This window comes from Acidovorax sp. Leaf191 (assembly GCF_001424425.1).
GTDB lineage: Bacteria > Pseudomonadota > Gammaproteobacteria > Burkholderiales > Burkholderiaceae_C > Acidovorax.
The window spans coordinates 758,606-779,096 of sequence record NZ_LMPT01000001.1 but is presented as its reverse complement, the minus strand read 5'-3'; the positions used below and the strand labels follow the sequence as shown (position 1 = coordinate 779,096).

At 71.4% G+C, this 20,491-nt stretch carries 15 protein-coding genes; 4 read left to right on the top strand and 11 right to left on the bottom strand.

What is annotated here, in order from left to right:
* Nucleotides 1–159: 159 nt before the first annotated feature.
* Nucleotides 160–2,145 (bottom strand): CHASE2 domain-containing protein, encoded by a 1,986-nt coding sequence (locus ASG27_RS03370; protein ID WP_056411309.1) that lies wholly within the window; start codon nucleotides 2,143–2,145, stop codon nucleotides 160–162.
* A complete protein-coding gene (locus ASG27_RS03365) occupies nucleotides 2,126–5,740 on the bottom strand; it encodes a TonB-dependent receptor domain-containing protein (RefSeq protein ID WP_056411307.1) in 3,615 nt (1,204 codons plus the stop codon). The genes ASG27_RS03370 and ASG27_RS03365 overlap by 20 nt, the downstream gene beginning before the upstream one ends.
* Before the next feature lie 294 nt (nucleotides 5,741–6,034).
* Here ASG27_RS03365 and ASG27_RS03360 point away from each other — a divergent pair, with 294 nt between their 5' ends.
* Nucleotides 6,035–6,919 (top strand): gamma-glutamyl-gamma-aminobutyrate hydrolase family protein, encoded by an 885-nt coding sequence (locus ASG27_RS03360; protein ID WP_056411306.1) that lies wholly within the window; start codon nucleotides 6,035–6,037, stop codon nucleotides 6,917–6,919.
* A gap of 43 nt (nucleotides 6,920–6,962) precedes the next feature.
* Here the strand turns inward: ASG27_RS03360 and ASG27_RS03355 are convergent, their stop codons facing one another.
* Nucleotides 6,963–7,361 (bottom strand): hypothetical protein, encoded by a 399-nt coding sequence (locus ASG27_RS03355; RefSeq protein WP_156370425.1) that lies wholly within the window; start codon nucleotides 7,359–7,361, stop codon nucleotides 6,963–6,965.
* A 233-nt stretch (nucleotides 7,362–7,594) separates the two neighbouring features.
* On the opposite strand from ASG27_RS03355, the gene ASG27_RS03350 reads away from it, so the two are divergent.
* Nucleotides 7,595–8,875, top strand: a complete 1,281-nt coding sequence (locus ASG27_RS03350; protein WP_056411302.1) for a putative DNA modification/repair radical SAM protein — start codon at nucleotides 7,595–7,597, stop codon at nucleotides 8,873–8,875.
* Nucleotides 8,876–9,021: 146 nt separating this feature from the next.
* The gene (locus tag ASG27_RS03345) at nucleotides 9,022–9,909 is read left to right on the top strand and encodes a TIGR03915 family putative DNA repair protein (protein WP_056411300.1); all 888 of its coding nucleotides are present in this window, start codon (nucleotides 9,022–9,024) and stop codon (nucleotides 9,907–9,909) included.
* 45 nt (nucleotides 9,910–9,954) lie between these two features.
* On the opposite strand, the gene ASG27_RS03340 is transcribed toward ASG27_RS03345, so the two are convergent.
* Together ASG27_RS03340 and ASG27_RS03335 are read right to left on the bottom strand one after the other, a co-directional pair.
* Nucleotides 9,955–10,941, bottom strand: a complete 987-nt coding sequence (locus ASG27_RS03340) for a pyridoxamine 5'-phosphate oxidase family protein (protein ID WP_056411299.1) — start codon at nucleotides 10,939–10,941, stop codon at nucleotides 9,955–9,957.
* Nucleotides 10,938–11,582 (bottom strand): glutathione S-transferase family protein, encoded by a 645-nt coding sequence (locus tag ASG27_RS03335; RefSeq protein ID WP_056411297.1) that lies wholly within the window; start codon nucleotides 11,580–11,582, stop codon nucleotides 10,938–10,940. Before ASG27_RS03335 ends, ASG27_RS03340 begins: the two co-directional genes overlap by 4 nt.
* A 108-nt stretch (nucleotides 11,583–11,690) precedes the next feature.
* On the opposite strand from ASG27_RS03335, the gene ASG27_RS03330 reads away from it, so the two are divergent.
* Nucleotides 11,691–12,644, top strand: coding sequence for a LysR family transcriptional regulator (locus ASG27_RS03330; RefSeq protein WP_056411296.1), 954 nt, complete (start codon nucleotides 11,691–11,693; stop codon nucleotides 12,642–12,644).
* An 81-nt stretch (nucleotides 12,645–12,725) separates the two neighbouring features.
* Here the strand turns inward: ASG27_RS03330 and ASG27_RS03325 are convergent, their stop codons facing one another.
* The 6 genes from ASG27_RS03325 to ASG27_RS03300 all read right to left on the bottom strand — a co-directional run bounded on the left by ASG27_RS03325 (nucleotide 12,726) and on the right by ASG27_RS03300 (nucleotide 20,315).
* Nucleotides 12,726–14,018 (bottom strand): MFS transporter, encoded by a 1,293-nt coding sequence (locus tag ASG27_RS03325; RefSeq protein ID WP_082485737.1) that lies wholly within the window; start codon nucleotides 14,016–14,018, stop codon nucleotides 12,726–12,728.
* Complete coding sequence (locus ASG27_RS03320; protein ID WP_056411294.1) at nucleotides 14,011–14,559, bottom strand: hypothetical protein; 549 nt, start codon at nucleotides 14,557–14,559, stop codon at nucleotides 14,011–14,013. The genes ASG27_RS03325 and ASG27_RS03320 overlap by 8 nt, the downstream gene beginning before the upstream one ends.
* Before the next feature lie 118 nt (nucleotides 14,560–14,677).
* A complete protein-coding gene (locus tag ASG27_RS26465) occupies nucleotides 14,678–15,646 on the bottom strand; it encodes a hypothetical protein (protein ID WP_156370424.1) in 969 nt (322 codons plus the stop codon).
* A 181-nt stretch (nucleotides 15,647–15,827) separates the two neighbouring features.
* Complete coding sequence (locus tag ASG27_RS03310) at nucleotides 15,828–17,000, bottom strand: SLC13 family permease (protein WP_056411292.1); 1,173 nt, start codon at nucleotides 16,998–17,000, stop codon at nucleotides 15,828–15,830.
* A 364-nt stretch (nucleotides 17,001–17,364) separates the two neighbouring features.
* Nucleotides 17,365–18,771, bottom strand: coding sequence for a sigma-54-dependent transcriptional regulator (locus tag ASG27_RS03305; RefSeq protein WP_056411291.1), 1,407 nt, complete (start codon nucleotides 18,769–18,771; stop codon nucleotides 17,365–17,367).
* Complete coding sequence (locus ASG27_RS03300; protein ID WP_082485736.1) at nucleotides 18,756–20,315, bottom strand: sensor histidine kinase; 1,560 nt, start codon at nucleotides 20,313–20,315, stop codon at nucleotides 18,756–18,758. The genes ASG27_RS03305 and ASG27_RS03300 overlap by 16 nt, the downstream gene beginning before the upstream one ends.
* Nucleotides 20,316–20,491 lie beyond the last annotated feature (176 nt).

Here is a 20,491-nt window from a genome sequence, read left to right as displayed (position 1 = left end):
CAGCCGTCCCGTGAACCCCCATGGTCGCACCTTCGGGGCGCTGCGCCCGTAAGAACCTGTTAGTCGCCGGGTCTTCCATGTCCCTGCGGTGCAGAGGTCTTTGCAATGTGGCGGGCTGATGACGGGCGACCCGGCTGGCGCAGCGGCTTGCTCGCTCGCTCAGAGCTTGTCGAGCGCCACGGCAGGCGACCACGCAGAACCCTCGGGCAGCAGGCGCGCAGCGGCCACGCGCTGCTGCAGGCGCAGCGCCGCCGCATCCCCAGGAAGCCGTTCGAGTATGGCTGCCAGATGCGTGTCGGCGGCCTGCCAGTCGCGCGCATGGAACGCGTCGAGCGCGCCCTGGCTCGCCTGGCAAGCCGCAGCGTCATCGCAGGGCGTGAACACACGCACCGGCTCGGTCTTGCCTTTCACGATCACATCGTCCAGCGGTCGCAGCGCCATGCCTGGCGGCAGCTGCGCAGCGGTGGCGGCGGACAGCAGGATCCCGGTGCCAAACGCCTTGTTCGCGCCTTCCAGGCGCGCGGCCAGGTTCACCGCGTCGCCGATGGCGGTGTAGGAAAAGCGCTGCTCCGAGCCCACGTTGCCCACCACCACGCGGCCGGTGTGCAGGCCGATGCGCATGTGGATGGGCGGCAGGCCCCGCGCGCGCAGGTCGGCCACCAACGGCGCCATGGCCTGCTGCATGGCCACGGCCGCGTGCACGGCGTGCTCGGCATGCTGCGCGTCGGGCAGCGGCGCGCCCCAGAACGCCATCACCGCATCGCCGATGAACTTGTCCACCGTGCCGCCCGTGGCGTGGACGATGGGCGTCATCGCGTTGAAGTAGCCGGTGAGCACCTCGACCGTCTGCTCGGCCGTGAGCTGCTCGGACAGCGTGGTGAAGTGGGCCAGGTCGGTGAACATGAGCGTGACCTCGCGCGCCTCGCCACCCAGGCGCAGCAGCTCGGGCTGCGCGATCAGCCGCGAGACGACGGCCGGCGGCGTGTACTGGGCGAACATGGCGCGGATCTGCCGCGCCCGCTGGCGCACGGCGGCATAGCCCACCAGTGCCGCCGCGCCGTAGATGGCCAGGGCACCGGCCACCGGCAGCATCGGCGGCCACCACAGGCGCCATTGCGCAAACAGCCACCACGACACACCTGCGATCACAACCACCACGCCGGCGGCCAGCGCTGCAGCGCCTGCGGTGTGCAGCCTGCGGTTGGCCCACAGCAGCAGCGGCAGCAGCGCGGCGATGAGGGCCAGGCTCCAGCCCTCAGGGACACTGCGCAGCCCGGCCCCCGCCAGGAAGTTGTCGACGAGCGTGGCCTGCAGCTCCACGCCCGGGAACAGCCGCTCGCCCCCGGCCGTACCGAACGGCGAGTTGAACAGGTCGGCCTGCGCACGCGACAGCTCGGTGGCCGTGCGTGCGGATCGGCCGACGAGCACGATCTTGTCCTTGAAGAACCCGGGCGGCAGCAGGCCCGGCTCCAGCGCCTGGTAGTACGAGCGCGTGTCGAAGGTGCCGCGCGGGCCCCGGTAGCCGATCCAGTCGAAGTGGCGCAGCACGGGCGTGGCGCCGCGTGCCTCGGCCGCGCGCTGCGCGAGCCGCAGGGCAAACCCGTCGGGCGCCACGGGGGCACGCCGCACCACGAAGTCGTCGTCGGGCTCCACGCCTGCATCGCCTGATTCGGCGCCGGCATCGAGCAGGCGCTGCAGCGGCAGGATGTCCATCCACACCGACGCGTTGCCGCTGTCGACTTTGTCGCGCGTGGAGGCCAGCACCACCGGGCCCGCGTCGCCGATGGCGCGGGCCAGCGCGGCATCCTCGGCCTCGGACGTGGGTTCGGCAAACACCACGTCCAGGCCCACGGCGGCAGCCCCTTCGGCGTGCAGGCGCTGCAGCAGCGCCGCATGCACGCCGCGCGGGAAGGGCCAGGCCTGCTGCAGCTCCTGGAAGGTGGGCTCGTCGATCGCCAGGATCACCACGGGCAGCGTGGTGCGGTGTGGCGCCGTCAAGGTCGTGAGCACGTCGAAGGTCTTGAACTCCAGCGCGTGCCAGGTGCGGCTGAAGGTGGCGGCCCACAGCAGCAGCAGTGCGGCCGCGCACGCGCCCAGCACCCAAGCCGCCTGCCGCCGCGCGCCCTTAGAAGCGGTAGCGCGCATCGATCACATAGCGCACGGACTGGCGGTCGGTGCGGTCGCCGAACAGGTTGAGAACGCCGGCGCCCAGCACCCAGTGCTTGTCCTGCGTTTCCCAATAGCCCACCAGGTCCATACTCCAGCCAGGGGGCCGGCGCGTGAGGTTGGTCTTGTCCTCGAACCGCTCGGACCGGTAGACCACGCGCGCGCTGGCATACACCCGCTGCCCGCTGGCCCAGGTGGCGCCGAGCACGGCCGTGTGGCGCGGTATGTAGGGAATACGCAGGCCGCGGACGATGTCGTGGCCCACGCTGTCCATGTAATCGCTGCTGCTGCGCTGGTACAGGTACTTGGCGTAGCCCGACCACTGCCGGCTGAACATGCGGTTGACGCCCGCGCCCAGCACCCGCAGGGTGCCCTGCTCGAACCCTGGTGTGCCCTCCATCACATCCGTGGTCGAGAGGTTGATGAGCTGCGCATTGCGCATCTCCTCCAGGAACGGCATGCTCGGCACGCGCAGATCTACGCCGATGGTGCCCGGGTTCTGCACGCGCAGATGGTCGGCACGCAGGCTCACGAAGGTGCGCTCATCCACCTCCGTGCTCCACTGCGCCGCCGTGCGCCGTTGGCGCCCGCCAGCCTCCACCAGGCGATCTTCCACCGGAATACCGGCCGTCTCCACGCTGGTGAGCGTGGAGGTGCTCAGCGGGCGGACCCAGTCCTGGTAGGCCAGCCGCACGGTGTGACCGGCAACGGGCGTCAGCACCACGCCGATGCGGGGCGTGACCGTCCTTTCGGTGTCGTTGCGACGCTCCAGCGTCTCGTCGTAGCCGCCGCTGAACACCAGGCTCACCGCATTGGCGCCCACCACGCGGTGCCGGATCTGCTGCAGGCCCAGCGCAGCGTCCACCAGCGCGCCGGATGTGACCTGCTGGCTGCCCGCCAGCGTCAGCGCCGTGTAGCGACGGTCAATGCGATTGGCGCCGCCGAACGCGAGGATGTCGAGTCCCCCGTTATTTCTGTTGAGCACCGGGCCTGAACCTTCCACGCCGCCAAACTGCTTCTCGGCCACATGCTCCAGCGCCACGCTCAGGCGCGTGCCCGGCTGCGGGTCCAGGGTGTGGCGCACTTGAAATTCGTTGAACGCCTTGCGCGCGAAAACGTCCAGGCCGATCAGCGATGCCAGCGGAGGTGCCAAAAACAGCGTCGGGTAGTCGCTGGCTCGCAGGTCTTCCATGCTGCGGCCCAGCTTGAGCCAGGTCTGCTCCACCGGGCTCCAGCGGTAGGAGAGGCCGGCCATGCCCTGGCGAACGCGGTTGCTGCTGGCCGTCTGTGGCGAATCCTCGCCCGTACCGAACAGATCGACCAGGTTGTGCCCTTGGGTCGACACGTTGAACTGGTTGGCATACGCAAACAGGTTCAGCCGCTCCGTGGGCAGCATGCCCAGGCCCAGCGTGAACGCCTCCGCCCCCACGTTTGCCGTACCGGACGCATCGTAGAAGGCTGGCGAGTTCGAGACGCCTACGTCGATCGGAAACCGCGTTGCGTTGGCCCGTTGCGCCTTCACGAACCAGGACACCGGCACGTGGCTGTTGTTCATGCCGTTGAGCGTGACCGACGGCACGCTCATGCGCGAGAACTCGCGGTCGTGCGTCAGGCCCAGCACACCGTGGCTGCCCGGCTGCTGCAGCAGCGGCGAGTAGCGCTGGCTGGCACCGAAGGCCATGGGGTCGGTCAGGAAGCCCTGGAACAGGGCCGAGTTCTTGTTGAACTCGCCCTGGTACCGGTCCGCCAGGAAGAGGTGGCTGCCGCCCCAGTAGGGCGTGAAGCTCTGCCGCGCCAGCTCCTGCGCCCACTCCTCCATGCCGAAGAACGCGAGCGACGCGCCCAGGTTGGCGCTGCCCTTCTGGTCGTTGGCCACCTGGTTGAGCGACTTGAGGTACGGCATGCGCTCGACCGCAGCGCGCGCGGCCTGCACCGCCTCGCCGGGCTGGAACAGGTCGGTGTGGATCTGCGCGAGCAGCATGTAGGGCACCGGGTCCTTGTCGTCCAGGCGGCTGGCTTGGTGCAGCGTGGCCAGCGCGTCCTGGTGGCGGCCCAGCTGGTAGTACGCGACGGCCGTCCACGTCTTGGCGCGGGCGTAGCGCGGCTCCATCACGCCGGCACGCAGGAAGTCGTCGAGCGCCTGCTGCGGCTGGCCTTGCTTGAGATGCAGCAGGCCCTGGCCGGTGAGGGCCACGTAGTCCGCCGGGTTGTCGCCCAGCGCGGCGGCAAACGCCGCGCCGGCTTCGGTGAACTGGTTGACGAAGGTCTCGAGCGTGCCCAGCTCGCCGTAGGCGCCAGGCGCGTCGCGCGTGATCGACAGCGCGCGCTGCAGGTTCTCGCGGGCGGGGCGGGTGTCTTCGCGCTCGGTGTGTGCGCTACCCAGGCCCTGCCAGCCGCGGGCGTCGCCGGGCGCCAGCTGCGTGGCTTCGGTGTAGGCCGCCAGGGTGGCGGGGGCGTCGCCGCGGCGGCGGGCCAGCTCGGCGCGCACCAGGGCGATGTCGGCATGCGCCGTGCCTTGCGTTGCGGCGAGCGTGGCGGTGGCGTCGTCCATGCGGTCGCTCAGCATCTGCACGCGCGCCAGCTGGGCCACCAGGGCCGGGTGCGCGGGCCAGTGCTGCAGGGCCGTGCGCAGCGTCTGCACGGCGGCGGGGCCGTCGCCGTCCATGAGCTGCAGGTCGGACTGCATCAGCCAGGCAGGCAGGGGCGCGGCTGCGGGGGTGTTCAGCGCCACCTGGCGCGCAAGCTGCTCGCGGGCCGCCAGCGCCTCGCCGGACTGCAGCGCGATGGCGGCCTCCATCACGGGCACCCAGAGTGCGGGCGCACTGCCGCGGCCCTGCGCCAGGGCTGCGCGTGCCGCAGCCAGGTCCCGGGCCTGCAGGGCGGCGCGCACGGGGGCGACTGCGTCGGGCAGGGGCTCGGCGGCCACCAGGTGCGGCACGGGGTCGGCGCGCAGGGCGTTCACCCACTGGATGCGGTCGCGCGGCTGGCTCAGTACCAGCTTGACCGGCGCCTTGCCCACGTCGGCGACGGCGGCTTCGTTGGCACCGACCAGCACCCGGCCCTGCGCATTGAAGAACTCCACCGTGCCGGAAAGCACCGTGAGCAGTGTTCGGCCGTCGTCGTCCACCGACAGGTCCCAGTCGGTGCCGCGGATCGCGGCGGTGGCGGCGGGGGTCTCCAGGTTCAGGCGGCTGCCATCGGGCCGGCGGGTCTGCGTCCAGGCGCGGCCCGCGTTGAGCAGCAGCGTGGTCACGGGCTGGGCGGGCGTGGCCACGCCCTTGACCTGCAGCACGGTGTTCTGGTGCAGGCGCAGCTGCGTGTCGTCGGCGAACAGCAAGGCCATCTTGGCAGCCTGGCGCGTGCGCACGAAGTCGCCCGTGGCCAGGGCCTGGGCGGGGCGGGCGGGCTGCCAGTCGGCGGCAGCTGCGTTGCGCTGGTCGCCTGCGCCCTGCAGGCTGATGATTTCTGCGGCGGCGCCTGGGGGCACGGCGGCCTGCGACAGCAGCGGCCAGGCGATGCTGGTCAGGGCCGCCATGGCGGTGAGCGCGGGCCAGCGGTTCTTTTTGTGTGGCATTCGTGGGCTTTCCGGGAGATGCGAAACGGACGCTTCACCGGTCGCCCCTCCCTGGCGCCGGGTGAGCAAAAATTATCGCGAGGCGCGCAGAAAATGCGGCATCCGGGCAGCGGCGCGGCAGAACATTTCATGAAGAAAGCCACATTTTGTTGCACCGCGTTACCAGAGCGGGGGGCGCTCAGGGGTGCACGCCGCTCTCCTACAGACGCCCTGCATGCCGCAGTGCTACAACGGAGCAGACCTTTTCATCGCATCTGCAGCACCGTGTCAGCGTGCTGCCCGGAGCCTCCATCCATGCCCACTGATCGCCGCCTCAAGATTGGTTTGTCTGCCTGTTTCCAGCACGCCGACCCCACCCGCCCGCTGTTCACCAACAAGACCCTGCAGTACGTCGAGCAGTCCATCGCGCACTGGATCATGTCGGCCGGTGCGATGGTGGTGATGGTGCCCTGCCCCACCGGCGAGACGGCGCGCGGCGACGTGACGCTGGCGCACTATGCCGAGTGGCTCGACGGCGTGGTGATGCACGGCGGCGCGGACGTGTGGCCGGGCAACTACGGCGAAGAGCCCCTGCGGGAAGAGTGGATCGGCGACCGCGTGCGCGACCTGTACGACCTGGCGGTCGTCAAGGCGTTTGCCGAAGTGCGCAAGCCCATCTTCGGCGTGTGCCGCGGCCTGCAGCTGATCAACGTGGCCTTTGGCGGCGCGCTCTACCAGGACCTGCAGACCCAGCACCCGGGCGCGCTGCAGCACCGCAATGCATCGACCTACGACCAGCACTTCCACGACATCCACATCGTCGAAGGCACGCGCCTGGCGCAGCTCTACCCCGAAAAGCCCCGGGCCCGAGTCAACAGCATCCACCACCAGGGCATCAAAACCGTGGCCCCCGACTTCGTCGTCGAAGCCCTGAGCGAGCCCGACGGCGTGCCCGAAGCCATCCGCCTGCAGTCGGCACCGGGGCGCGGCTACATCGCCGCCACGCAGTGGCACCCCGAGTTCCACAAGGTCGGCGCGGACACGCTCGATGACACCGCCATCCTGCAGGACTTTCTGGCGGCCTGCGCAGAAGCCAAGGCTAACCCGCCGGCCGTGAGCCACCCCACCGGCATGCGCGACCGCGCCACCCGCCTGCTGCGCCAGGCGCTGCGCCGGGACCGTAGCCGGGCCCAGTCGTGACACTGCCCGGCTGAGAGGCGTCAGCCGCGCATCGACCGCCGCATCAGCGGCACTGGGCCAGCGCTTCCTTCTCGGTCTTGACCTCGACGCCTCGACAGAAGTAATAAGGCACGGCGCACTGCAGGTACTTGCGCCCGATGTCCTTCGACACGGCGGTGCTGGCCACCAGGGCCGGCGTGGACGGGGCCTGAGACACCGTGCAGGCATCTGCCCGGCGGGCGATCTCGCGCAGGCATTCCTCGTTCGACAGGTTGAAGCGCTTGCGCGCATCCGCGCACTGCTGCAGGGCGACCTCGCGCCACAGTTGCAGGATGTCGTCGCGGGGAATCGGGCGTGCTTCCACGGTCTTGAGGCTGTAGGGCGCCTGGGCAATGGCGCCAGCCACCAGGCCGGCCAGCACCAGGGCCACGCCAGAGGAACGCAAGGATCTGCAAGATGTCATGAGCGGGCTCCTTGGGGATGCAGGGACATGCAAAGAGACTGCATTGTGCCCAGCCAGGCAGCGCGCAGGCGCGGCTTTGGGCACAGCGAAGCGTGTCGGCGACGAATTTTCATGCTTTTTGGCCTCCAGCGCTTATCCAGCCAGCGCAAATAGCTACATTTTTAATAGCGAATATCAAGCGCGCAGATGCCCCCACACTCGCCTTGCAGCGGAAAATACTGTAAATTCATCCAGTGCAATTACAGTCCAAACTCGCCATCCTGGCCGACGCCGCCAAGTACGACGCCTCGTGCGCATCCAGCGGCGCAGCGCCGCGCGACTCGGTGGGCGGGCGGGGCATGGGCTCCACCGAAGGCATGGGCATCTGCCACAGCTACGCGCCGGACGGGCGCTGCATCTCGCTGCTGAAAATTCTGCTGACCAACTTCTGCCAGTACGACTGCCTGTACTGCGTGAACCGGGTCACCAGCAACGTGCCGCGCGCACGCTTCACCGTCGATGAAGTGGTGCAGCTCACGCTCGACTTCTACCGGCGCAACTGCATCGAAGGCCTGTTCCTGTCCAGCGGCATCATCCAGAGCCCGGACTACACCATGGAGCAGGTGGTGGAGGTGGCCCGCGTGCTGCGCGAGGACCACGACTTTCGCGGCTACATCCACCTCAAAACCATCCCGGATGCGTCGCCCGAGCTGATGGAGCGTGCCGGCCGCTATGCCGACCGCTTGAGCATCAACGTGGAGCTGCCCACGCCCGAAGGCCTGGCCGCCCTGGCACCCCAGAAGGACGGCGCGGCGATTGAACGGTCCATGGCGCGCATGGCGGTGCGGATCGAGGACGCGCGGCAGGCGCGCAAGGAGCAGGCCGCGGCCAAGGTGGTGTCGATGCCCGCCACCACACGCACCCTCACGCGGCGCGCTGCGGCGCCCCACTTCGCGCCGGGCGGGCAGAGCACGCAGATGATCGTGGGCGCCGACGCCACCGACGACCGCACCATCCTGGCCACCAGCGCAGGGCTGTACGGCGTGCACCGGCTGCGGCGCGTGTACTACTCGGCCTTCAGCCCCATCCCCGATGCGGCGCGCGCGCTGCCGCTCATCGCCCCGCCCACCGTGCGCGAGCACCGGCTCTACCAGGCCGACTGGCTCATGCGCTTTTACGGCTTCACCCACGGCGAGATCGTGCCCGCCAGCCAGGGCGGCATGCTGGCGCTGGACATGGACCCCAAGCTCGCCTGGGCGATTGCGCACCGCGAGCGCTTCCCGGTCAACCTGAACACCGCCCCGCGCGAGCTGATGCTGCGCGTGCCCGGCTTCGGCGTGCAGACGGTGGACCGCCTGCTGGCCGCCCGCCGCGTGCGCCGCCTGCGGCATGCCGACCTGACCCGTCTGCATGTGCCGCTCAAGAAGGTGCTGCCGTTTGTGGAAGCGGCCGACTACCGCCCGGGCCGCGCGCTCGATGCCGCGGACCTGGCCGCCCGCCTGGCGCCGCCGCCCGCGCAGCGCAGCCTGTTTTGAGGGACCGATCGATGCCCCGCTGCGCCAGCAAGACCCTCCCTGCGCCCTCGGGCCCCGCCCGGGCCACGTTCTGCGGCAGCACACTGGCTTCGACGGGCTCAGCCCGAACGGTCCGTGGCGCGCATTCCCGCGTGCCTCGATAAGCCATGGCACAACACACTGTGACGCTCGACCACCCGACCGACTGGGCCGGTTTTCGCCATGCCGCGCGCACGCTGGTGCAGGCCGGCGTGCCGCCGCAGGCTGTCGACTGGTTCACCACGCAGGACGTCGCGGAAGACTTGTTCGCCAGTCCAACTGCTGGCTTTGGCACCGATGCTGATGCTGCCGCATCGACGCCGCTCGACCTGGCCGCACTGCAGCCCCGCACCGACCGCCCAGCGCCGCGCGTGCCCGAGGATTTCGTGCGCCTGTGCGAGCGCCTGGTCTTGCACCGCAACCCCGCGCGCTTCGCGCTCATGTACCGGCTGCTGTGGCGCCTGGCGCACGACCGCGCGCTGCGCCACGACCCGCTGGACGCCGACCGCATGCAGGCCCACCACATGGTGCGCGCCGTGGCACGCGACATGCACAAGATGCACGCCTTCGTGCGCTTTCGCCCGGTGACCGACAGCGACGGCCACACCGTGCAGGTCGCCTGGTTCGAGCCCGACCACTACATCACCGAGGCCAACGCGGGCTTCTTCGTGCGGCGCTTCACGCAGATGCACTGGGCCATCCTCACGCCCGACGCCAGCGTGCGCTGGGACGGCACGGCGCTGCATGTGGGCCCCGGCGGCCAGCGCAGCGACGCCCCGCCGCCCGACGCCGGCGAGGCGCTCTGGCTCACCTACTACCGCCACATCTTTAACCCCGCGCGGCTCAAGACCACGATGATGAAAAAGGAAATGCCCACCCGCTACTGGCGCAACCTGCCCGAGGCCGCGCTGATCACCGAGCTGTCGCACGGTGCGCACGAACGCAGCGGGCACATGGTGGAGGCCGAGGCGAGCACGCCGCGCAAGCGGATCGAGCCGATGCGGCGGCACGCATAAACCCTGGTGGGGCATGCCGGGGCCAATGTCCCGCCCTACCCCACCCTACCCCGCTGCCCGCGCCCGCAGCACCCCGAACTGCGGCGCAGCCTGCGCCGCCGTCCACCGCCACGGCAGCGCATTGGCCCGCCACACGCCCCCCAGCACCTGCAGCCGCAGCACGCGCTGGGCACCGGGCCAGGGCGCGCGGCTTGCGTCGTCCCACAGCAGCTCGGACCGTGCCGCGACGTGCAGCAGGCCACCGCCGTCGTAGTCCACCCACAGCAGCCCCGCCAGCGGGTGCAGGGCCAGGTTGCCCAGCGTGTTGAAGAACAGGTTGCCGGGGTAGTCGGGCACCGACAGCACCACGCCGCCCTCCTCCCTGTGCGCGATGTGCACGAAGCCCGGCTCGCCGCCGCGGTGCGATACGTCCACGCCTTCGTTGCGCGCTGCGCCGGGGCGCGCGGCCGAGGCGCTGGCGATGAACAGCGTGTCGCTGCGGGCGATGAGCGCGAGCGCGGCGGCGTCGAGCTGCGGGCCCAGGGCCTGTGGAGGTGCGGGCGGGGTCACCACCTCCCGCAGGCCGGGCGCGCGCGCCTGGATGTACTTGGGGCAGTTGCCGAAGCTCTGCACCACGTCCACCGCCAGGCCCTGCGCACCGAAGGCGGCCACGCGCCCGTTCATGCGGTTGCGGCGGCGCGTGTGGGGCTCCAGGCCCAGCACGCCCACAGGGGTGCCGGGCGCGAGCTGCGCAAGCGCCGGGTCGGCCGCATCAGGCGGCACCGCGACCTGCATGCTGCGCGCATCGGGCGTGTACACAAAGCCCGGGGGCCCCGCCACCATGGTGGCCCAGGGCTGGCCGTCGGCGTCGAGCGCACCCAGCAGCAGCGTGGGCAGCTTCTCGAACAGCTCGCGGTGCTGGTCGGGCATGTGGTCGCGCAGCACCATGGGGCCGATCTCGCCCATGCGTTCGCGCACGCCCACGCGGTCCTGCAGGGCCTGCTCGCCCGCGTGGAAGGCCGGGGCTTCAAGGGGCCGCAGGCCGGCGCTCATGCGGGTACCGCTGCAGCGGCGTCGGGCAGGCGGTCGGCCAGCGGCACGTAGCCCGGCAGGGCCTCCATGCGCGCCACCCAGGCGGCCACGCGCGGATGGGCGGCCAGCGGCAGTCCGCCGATGGGTGCCTGCGAGATATAGCTCACCATGGCGATGTCGGCCAGGGTGGGCGCGTCGCCGTCCAGCAGCCAGGTGCGGCCTTGCAGCTCGCCCTCCATGAAGGCCAGCAGCCGCTGGCCGATGGCCTGGGAGGCTGCGTTCAAGGGCTTGCCTGTGATGGCGGCAAAGCGCGGCACGGCCACGCCCGGTGCCAGCAGGCCGGCGGCCAGGCTGAACCAGCGCTGCAGGCGCGCCTGGCCCACCGGGTCCTGCGGCATCCAGGCGCTGCCGGGGGCGTAGCGCTGCACCAGGTAGACCAGGATGGCGGTGCTGTCGCTCAGCACCACGGTGCCATCCACGATGACGGGCACCTGGCCCAGGGCGTTCAGGGCCAGGTGCTCTGCGCGCTGGTGCTCGCCCTGCAGCAGGTTCACCTCGGCCAGTTGGTAGGGCAGGCCCAGCAGGCACAGCATCAGTTCGACGCGGTGGCAGTGGCCGGACACGGCCATGCGGTACAGCGTGATGGGTGGGGTGGGGGCCATGGTGTCGTGTCCTTGGTGTCAGAAGTTGTGCAGGACTCGACCTTATCTATTGCGCACCACGGCGTGAATAGCGATAGTGCGACTTTCAAAATTGCACGAATCGAAACAATGGACCATCTGGAGACCCTGCGCTGCTTTGTGGCAGTGGCCGATGCGGGCGGCTTTGCGGTGGCGGGGCGGCGGCTGGGCTGCTCGGCGGCGGCGGTCACGCGCGCCATCGCGGCGTTGGAGGCGCGCCTGTCGGTGCTGCTGTTCCAGCGCAGCACGCGCATGGTGCGGCTGACCGAGGCGGGTGAGCGCTTTCTGGCCGACTGCCGCCCACTGCTGAACGACCTGCACGAGGCCGAGCAGGCGGCGCGCGGCGCACAGGCCGAGGCGCAGGGCCTGCTGTCCATCACCGCGCCGCAGATGTTCGGCATTCAGCATGTGGCGCCCATCGTGCTCGACTTTCTGCAGGCGCATCCACGGGTGCAGGCGCGCACGCTGTTCGTCAACCGCGTGGTGCATCTGCTGGAGGAGGACATGGACGTGGCCGTGCGCATCGCGCACCTGCACGACTCGGGCCTGACCGCGCTGCAGGTGGGCGCGCTGCGGCGCATGGTGGTCGCATCGCCCGGCTACCTGGCGCGGCACGGCGAGCCGCGCCACCCGCACGAGCTGGGCCAGCACCGCGCGATTGCGTTTTCGTTCGACGCGCGGGCCCCCTCGCCCTGGCGGTTTCGCGATGGCACCACGGGCACACCGCAGCAGGCCTGGATCAGCAACAGCAACGAGGTGGACATCGCCGCGGCCGAGGCGGGCCTGGGGCTCACCCGCTGCCTGGCCTACCAGGCCGCCGCCAGCCTGCGCGCAGGGCGCCTGCGCATCGTTCTGGCCGAGCATGAGCCCGACCCGGTGCCCGTGCACATCGTCTACCCCGCGGGGCGGCGCGCACCGGCCAAGGTGCGGGCCTTTGTGGAGTTCGCACGGCACCGCCTGGCCGCCGAGCCGGTGCTGCAGGGCCGCGGCCTGGCACGGCGCAGCAGCAGCACCAGAAGCAGCACCAGAAGCAGCAAGCGGTGAGCACCGGCGGGTGCGCGGTGGACCACGCAGTTCACGGCGATTTCATGGCCTTGCGCTCGCTGCCATTGCGCAAGCAGCTATCTAATCAATAGCAACTGCACCATCGATCACTGGCGCGTGCCGCTGCGCCCACCAGAACATCGGCAATGCCACCAGCGCCGCCACCGACAGCGCGACGAAGGCCAGGCCGAAGTGCTGCCCGGCACCCACCACCGAGTTGGCCAGCGTGGGGCTGAGCGCCGCGCCCACGCCCTGCAGCGTCATCACCAGGCCCAGCGCGGTGTTGAAGCGGCCGCTGCCCTGCGTGAAGCGCTGCACCATGAGCGGCGTGGCCACCCCCAGCGCGCCGGCGGCCAGGCCGTCCAGGATCTGCACCGGCACGTTGCCCCAGTCGGCGGCGATGAGGTAGGCCAGCGCGCCGCGCACCGGCAGCACCAGGATGGCGGCGTACACGAACCACGCCACGTCGAAGCGCTTGCTGCGCGACACCCAGAGCGCCACCGGGATCATCGTGACCTGGGCCACCACGATGGCGATACCGGTCCACAGCAGCGGCGACGAATCGGCCACGGTGGCGGCCAGCCGCTGGTTGAGCAGCGGCAGCATCGCGGCATTGCCCAGGTGAAAGAACAGGCAGGTGATGCCGAACAGCAGCAGCGGCTTGTTGGACAGCAGTGCGCCCCAGCCGGTGCCGCGCTCGACATGCTCGCCCAGCGTCTCGGGCGACTCGCAGCCGCGCGCGGCCTGGTGGTCGATGTCCCCCGCGCGGATCGACAACACCGCCAGCACCGCGCCCACGGTCATCGCTGCCATCACGGCCAGGATCCAGTGCGCGCCGAACCAGTGCGCCACCAGCCCCGCGCCGATGGCCGACACCATGTTGCCCGCGTGGCTCCAGGCCTCGTTGCGGCCCGTCTGGTGCTTGAAGCCCGAAGCCCGCGCCAGCCCCAGCGTGAGCGCGGCCATGGTGGCCGCCAGCAACGCCCCGGCCACGCCGGTCACCACCTGTGATGCGATCAGCCACGTGCCCTGCAGCGTCGAAAACGCGAGCGCGCTGGCCGCCAGGATGGCGAGCGCCGCCACCACCGTGAGCAGGCGCTTGGCGCGCGAGCCGTCCACCCACGCGCCGGCCAGCGGCGTCATCGCCATGCCCGCCAGGCCGCCAGCGGTCATGGTGTAGCCGATGAGCTCCTGCTGCACCTGGCTCTTTTGCAGGTAGGTGGCCAGGAACGGCCCCAGGCCGTCGCGCACATCGGCCATGAAGAACGCCAGCAGCGCCAGCGCCATCAGCGAGCCCGGCACCGCTGCCGGGCCCGCGCCAGCGTTGCCGCCAGCGGGCAGACCGCCGACAGTTGCTGCGCCGGCATCAGCCATGGCCAGGCCCCACGGGCTTGCCGTTCACCGTGCGCGCCTGCACCACCTGGCCGCCGCCGTTGGCCAGAGGGCGCACATCGCCCTCGGCCTTGACCTTGTCGCCGACCTTCAGGCCCAGGTGTTTCAGGCCATCGGGCTTGGTGTGGATGAAGTCGCCGGTGTCCAGCACCACCCCGTTGGGCTCGCCGTGCCTGGCGTAGTTCAGGCGCGCCACGGTGCCTGCCACGTGGCCGGGGTGGTGGTGCGGCGCGGCGGGCTTGCCGTCGACCGAGACCACGCGCTCCAGTTGGTAGACCTCGTGCTCGGCTTCACCCTTGGGCGAGGGCTCGGCGACGGTGCCTTCGATGACCACGGCCTGGCCGGGCTTCAGGCCCGCCAGTGCGGCGTGGGCCGCGCTGTCGTGCGCGTCGCACACGAACTGGGCGGGGGCACCTTCGCTGTCGATCATCACGCCTTCAATGGTGCCCTTGGGGCTGTAGATCAGGTGCTGGAACTGGCCTTCGACGGACCAGACGTCGATGTCATGGGGTTGGGCGGGCATGGAAATCCTTGTGTGAAGTGAACGAAAAAACGCGAAAGAAAATGCAAGAGAAAAAGGACTGACAACGCTGCGGGGACCCGTCAGGCGGCGGCTGCGACACCGCCGGCCTGACGACAGGTCACGATGCGGGCAGCGGGGCTGGCACAGGTGGTACTGGCGGCGCCATGGGCGCTCCCGGCCCGGCTGCCGGCGGGACACCGGCAGGACCCGCAGGCCCGGGGCCTGGCTCGCGGGGGCCTTTGGGGCCGGCAGGACCGCGTGCTCCGGGGCCGCCCTTGGGACCGGCCTGGGGCGGCTGGGCTCCTCGCGGACCGGGCAGCGGGGGCTCCACGCCAGGGCCTGCGAACAGCTCGCGGGCGGTGTCGGCAGCAGGGCCCATCGCCGTGGCCTCCAGCGCACTGCCATGCGGCCCGCGAGAGCCCCATCCGCGTGCGAACAGCGTGCTGCCCGGCTGCAATGACGCCGCCATGGCCGTGCCCACATGCGGCGGGAACCGCACGATGGTGCCGCTGTCCATCAGCACGCCGTTCGCCTCGCCGCCGGGGGCGTACAGCACCTGGGCCACGCGGCCGCTGGCGCTCATCGCGGCCAGCGCAGCGGGGTCGGGCCGCGGCGCAGGGGCGCTGCCCGGGGCCGGTGGCGTGTCTTCGACCGTGCGGCCACCGACGGTCAGCCGCACGGCGCGCAGCACCGGCGCATTGGGCGCGCGCCAGCCGCTGACCTGCACCGTGTCGCCGGGCCGTGCGGCCTGCAGCAAGGCTGGCGAGAGGTGGGGTGGCAACTGCACCTGCGTGCCGTCGGTCAGCAGCAGGCCGTCCACGTCGCCGCCGGGGTTGACCAGCCAGCGCTTGAGCTGGCCGGAGATGACGGGCGCCGTGCCTTGCTGCGCCGCATCGGGCGGCGGCGGCAGCGGCCGCGCGGGGCGTGCGCCGGGCGGTGGCAGGGCACCGGGTGCGCCTGCGAGACCGGGGACCGCTGCGCCGGCTGGTGGCGGCGCGAGAGGCGGTGGTGGGGGCTGCTGGGCCCAGGCAGCACCTGCCAGGCACAGGCCTGCGCACAGGGCAAGGGGACGAAGGGAATGTCGCATGGATCAACTCCAGTGGGTGGGAATGCCCTGGCTGTACTCACATTGCGTGCCAGGCACGATTCCCTTTCAAATCAACCACTTGCATCGTTGCACCGCCGGCTGGCTGCATGCGCGGGGGACACCCTGGCGTCCGCTTTGCGGACAGGTGGCACAGGCCATCCCCCCCATCGCCGCCCCCGCATCACCCCATCCGCAGCCACAGCGCCGACAGCGCACACACGATGAGGAAGGGAATGCTGATCTTGTGGAACTCGCGCAGGCCGTGCGGCAGGCGCGCCAACCGCAGCGCGATCAGGTTGGCCAGCGACCCCAGCACGCAGCCGAAGCCGCCCACGCTCACCCCGGCGGCGAGCGCGGGCAGGTCGCGCACCGGGCCGTCGAGCAGGATGGCCGCAGGCACGTTGCTGATGAACTGCGAGGCGACGATGGCCGCCAGGTACGCGCGCCAGCCCTCGGCAATGGGCGCGTGCTGCAGCAGGCTGGCCACCGCGGGCAGGTCGGCCAGCTGGCGCAGGTCCACGAACATGAGCGCGATGATGGCCAAGAGCGCCCAGTCCACCCCCTTGAGCACGCGCGGGTAGAACACCACGAACGCGCCGAACACCAGTGCCAGGCCGGCCACCAGCCAGTGCCGCTCCAGCGCCACCACGAAGGCGACGAAGAGCACGCCGGCCAGCGTCAACAGCCGGGGCTGCACGGCAGGCACCTCGGTCGCAGGGCGCAGCGTGATCGCGGTGCGCGGCACCAGCACCCACACCGCCACGAAGAGCCAGAACAGCATGATCGCCACCGTGGGCGCCATCATCCCCATGAAGCCGACAAAGCTCTCGCCCGAGCGGTGCCAGAGGTACAGGTTCTGCGGATTGCCGATGGGCGTGAGCGCAGAGCCCGCATTCACCGCCAGTGCCTGCAGCACCACCAGCCGCGCGAGCGGCAGGTCGGCCTGGGTGGCGAGCACGCGGGTCAGCGGCACCAGCAGGAACAGGCTCACGTCGTTGGTGACCAGCGCCGACAGCACCGCGGCACCGGCCGTGAGCAGCATCGCCAGGCTGCGCAGATCCGTCATGCGGCCCAGCAGGCGCTGGGCGGTGGCCTGCAGCATGCCGCTTTTCTCCACGCCCTGGGTGATGGCCAAAAGACCCGCCAGCGCGCCCACGGTCTGCCAGTCCACCAGCCGCAGGTAGTCCATGGGTGCGCGGGGCCGCAGCACGGCGAAGAGGACGGCCACGGCCACCAGCACCCACAACAGGCCGTTGCCGCCGCCGGGCGCCTCATCGGCTGCAGAGGACGCGCTGTGGGAAGGCGCAGTGGATGTGGCAGGTGCGGTTGCGCGGGCGGGAGAGGAGTCGGTCATGGACGGGCGAAGGTAAGAAAACGAGGCGCGCGGAGCGATGAGAACGCGACAGCGACATCGAAACCGGCAACGACGGCGGCGGACACAGAGGCAGGCATGGGCCGGTCACAGTGCCAGCCCAATGGCCAGTGCGTGCAGCGCGCAGGAAGCGATGTGGCACTCAAGACCCGTGCCCGCTGTTCAACACCGCACGAACGCTGCCCCGTACAGGGCGACCGGGCTGCCAGGCACGTTGGCGTGGATGCAATGCGGACAGGCGGTGTCCGCGGATGAGACACCTGGGCGCGTGACGGCGACAGCTTGTAGCCGCACTGGCGGCGCGCGCAGGCCGTGGGCTGCGCGGACGGAGTGCTTATCGCCATCGCTACTCCAGCCCGTACTGCGACAGCTTGCGGTACAGCAGCTGCCGGTGGATGCCCAGGCGCCGCGCGGCCTCGGCGCGGTTGCCCTGGGCGCGCTGCAGCGCCTGCTCGATCAGCAGCCGCTCCAGCCGCTCCACCGCCACGGGCAGCTCGGTGTCGAACCAGTCGGCGGGCAATGCGCTTGCGGCGCCTTCCGCGCCCACAGCATGGGCATCGGTGGGCGCGGAGCCGTGTGCCAGGTCGCCCTGCACGTCCGCCGCGCTGATCACCGGGTGGCGCACCAGCGCCTGGCAGCGCTCCATGCGGTTGCGCAGCTCGCGCACATTGCCGGGCCAGCGGTACTGCAGCAGCGCCTGCGCCGCGTCGGCAGACAGCGCCTTGGGCACGCCGTGGCCCGCTGCCAGCCGCAGGAAATGCTCGGCCAGCGGCACGATGTCGGCCAGGCGCTCGCGCAGCGGCGGCACGCGGATCGACAGCACGTCGAGCCGGTAGTACAGGTCTTCGCGAAAGCGCCCCGCGCGCACCGCCGCGGCCAGGTCGTGGTGGGTGGCAGCCACCACGCGCACGTCGACCTTCACCGTGCGGTGGCTGCCCAGCGGCGTCACCTCGCCCGCCTGCAGCACGCGCAGGATCTTGGCCTGCACCGGCAGCGCCATGTCGCCGATCTCGTCGAGCAGCAGCACGCCGCCGTCGGCCGCACGGAAGCACCCGGGCCGGTCGCCGGTGGCGCCGGTGAAGGCGCCGCGCACGTGGCCGAACAGCTCGCTCTCCAGCAGCTCGGGCGGAATGGCCGCGCAGTTGATCGCGACGAAGGGCGCGTGGGCGCGGTCCGAATGCCGGTGCAGCGCCCGCGCCACCATGTCCTTGCCGGTGCCGGTCTCGCCCAGCACCAGCACCGGCACGTGGCTGGCCGCCGCCAGGCCGATGCGCTTGTGCACCTCGCGCATCGCCTGGCTGGGGCCGACGAGGGTGTTCTCGTCATCGTTGCCATCGCCGCCGCCGTCCGCGCCGTGGGCGAGCTGCCGCGCCGTGTCGGGCGACGCCGTCTCCTGCCGCAGCGCGCGGGCCAGCACCTCGATCACCGCGTCGCGGCCGATGGGCTTGGCCAGGTGGTCGAAGGCGCCCAGGCGCATCGCGTCGATGGTGTTGGCGCCGCTGGCATACGCCGTCAGCACGATGACCGGCGGCAGGCGGGGCAGCCGGGCCTGCAATGCGGCCAGGGTCTGCAGGCCGTCCATGCCCGGCATGCGGTGGTCCAGAAAGACGGCGTCGTAGCGCTGGCGCGGCATGCCTTCGAGCGCTGCATCGCCGCTGGCGGCCTGGTCCGCCGTGTGGCCCAGGCCCTCCAGCGTCTCGGCCAGGGTTTCGCGGAAGGCGTCGTCGTCGTCGACGATCAAGAGGCGTGCCATGGAAGCTCCAGTGCAAAGCGGGTGCCGCGGGGCGGCGCGGCGGCAGGCGGCGTGGCGCCTGCGGGGTCGTGGTGGGGCGCTGCGGGTGCGTCGATTGCTTCGGGTGCTTCGGTGGAGGCCGTGGCGGTGGCGCCGCCCAGCGGCACATGGTGCAGGTCGCCGCCATGGGCCAGCGCCACCTCGCGCGCCAGCGCCAGGCCCAGGCCGGTGCCGTCGGCGCGGCCGGTGGCAAAGGGCTCGAACAGCCGCGCCTGCAGCGCCTCGGGCACGCCGGGGCCGTCGTCGTCCACCTGCAGCACCAGGCGGTCGGCAGGCTGCACCACGGCACCCAGCGTGACCGTGCCCCCCTGCTGCGCGTGGCGCACCGCGTTGTCGAGCAGGTTGTCGATGGCGCGGCCCACGTGCTGCGGGTCGAACTCGGCCTGTGCGGGGGCGCCGGGCCGCAGCACCAGCGCCACGCCGCGCCCGGCGGCGCGGGGGGCGGCGGCATCGAGCCGCTCCTGCAGCCAGGCGGGCAGGTCGATGCGCCGGGGGGCCAGGTTCAAGGGCTGCACCAGCGCGAGCAGGCTTTGCACCAGGCCTTCCAGCCGTTCGATCTGGCCGAGGATGGCGCGCAGCGCCGCCGGGTGGCGCTCGGGCGCGGCGGCCAGTGCGTTCTCGGCCTTCAGGCGCATCGCGGCGATGGGGTTGCGGATCTCGTGGGCCAAGCCGCCGGTCATGCGGCCGAGCGCGGCCAGGCGCTGGTCGCGGCTGCGCTGCTGGGCGGCGGCGCGCAGCTGGGCCCGCGTTTCCTCGAAGCGCAGGCGGTAGCGGTTGAAGCCGTCGACGATGCGGTCGATCTCGCGCACGCCCGTGGGCTCCAGCACCGGCACCGCGTCACCCTCGGCGGCGGCCAGGCGCGCCTCCAGCCGCTGCACCGCCCGCAGGCCGCGCAGCAGGATCAGGCCCAGCCAACCACCCGAGGCCAGCACGCCCACCAGCAGCACCGCCAGGCCGATGCGCAGGCTGTTCTCGGCCGCCAGCGCGCCCGCATGGGTGCGCGTCATGGTCCAGGCGGCCAGGTCGTTGCCCGGCGCGGCCAGCGGGCAGGCGGTGACGATGAGCGCCTCGCGGCTGCCGCGCACCACGTCGGTCTGGGGCTGGCGGGTGCGGGCGGCCAGCTCGGCCATCTCCAGGATCAGCGGCTGCTCGGCCGCGGGCACGTCGCGCTTGACGCCGCTGCCTTCGTAGGTGGGGTAGGCATACGCCAGGAACCCGCCCTGGGCCTGCCACACGCCGCCCTCGACATGCGGCACCTCGATCAGCACCAGCTGCAGCAGCACCTGCAGCAGGTCGATCTGCGGCTGCGCGGGCGCGGGCTGCGGCACCGACCGCGCGTAGCGTGCGGCGATGGCGCTGCACGAGCGCTCGGCCGCCGTGCGGCCGGCCGCCAGCTGGGCACCGGCACTGCCCCGGTAGACCGACACCATCACCACCGCCAGCGTGGCGCAGATGGCGAACAGCAGGACCCAGAAGAAAACCAGCTGGCTTCGGAGCGATCTCATGGCGGGGGCAGCAGGCAGGGTCGGTGGAAGGTGGCGGGGTGCGGGGTGCGAGGTCGACGTTCACGCCAGCCGCAAGGGCGGCCGGGGTCGCCACCCGCCATTCGGTGCTCAGGCACCAGGGTGCGGGTGACAGCCCGCGGTCATCGTATCCAAGTTGACACCCGCGGCGTGTGAGG

Excerpts from the sequence above, each read along its gene's own strand:
- ASG27_RS03370 (WP_056411309.1), bottom strand. The coding sequence starts at position 2,145 with ATGCGCGCTACCGCTTCTAAGGGCGCGCGGCGGCAGGCGGCTTGGGTG.
- ASG27_RS03365 (WP_056411307.1), bottom strand. The coding sequence starts at position 5,740 with ATGCCACACAAAAAGAACCGCTGGCCCGCGCTCACCGCCATGGCGGCC.
- ASG27_RS03360 (WP_056411306.1), top strand. The coding sequence starts at position 6,035 with ATGCCCACTGATCGCCGCCTCAAGATTGGTTTGTCTGCCTGTTTCCAG.
- ASG27_RS03355 (WP_156370425.1), bottom strand. The coding sequence starts at position 7,361 with ATGACATCTTGCAGATCCTTGCGTTCCTCTGGCGTGGCCCTGGTGCTG.
- ASG27_RS03345 (WP_056411300.1), top strand. The coding sequence starts at position 9,022 with ATGGCACAACACACTGTGACGCTCGACCACCCGACCGACTGGGCCGGT.
- ASG27_RS03340 (WP_056411299.1), bottom strand. The coding sequence starts at position 10,941 with ATGAGCGCCGGCCTGCGGCCCCTTGAAGCCCCGGCCTTCCACGCGGGC.
- ASG27_RS03335 (WP_056411297.1), bottom strand. The coding sequence starts at position 11,582 with ATGGCCCCCACCCCACCCATCACGCTGTACCGCATGGCCGTGTCCGGC.
- ASG27_RS03330 (WP_056411296.1), top strand. The coding sequence starts at position 11,691 with ATGGACCATCTGGAGACCCTGCGCTGCTTTGTGGCAGTGGCCGATGCG.
- ASG27_RS03325 (WP_082485737.1), bottom strand. The coding sequence starts at position 14,018 with ATGGCTGATGCCGGCGCAGCAACTGTCGGCGGTCTGCCCGCTGGCGGC.
- ASG27_RS03320 (WP_056411294.1), bottom strand. The coding sequence starts at position 14,559 with ATGCCCGCCCAACCCCATGACATCGACGTCTGGTCCGTCGAAGGCCAG.
- ASG27_RS26465 (WP_156370424.1), bottom strand. The coding sequence starts at position 15,646 with ATGCGACATTCCCTTCGTCCCCTTGCCCTGTGCGCAGGCCTGTGCCTG.
- ASG27_RS03310 (WP_056411292.1), bottom strand. The coding sequence starts at position 17,000 with ATGACCGACTCCTCTCCCGCCCGCGCAACCGCACCTGCCACATCCACT.
- ASG27_RS03305 (WP_056411291.1), bottom strand. The coding sequence starts at position 18,771 with ATGGCACGCCTCTTGATCGTCGACGACGACGACGCCTTCCGCGAAACC.
- ASG27_RS03300 (WP_082485736.1), bottom strand. The coding sequence starts at position 20,315 with ATGAGATCGCTCCGAAGCCAGCTGGTTTTCTTCTGGGTCCTGCTGTTC.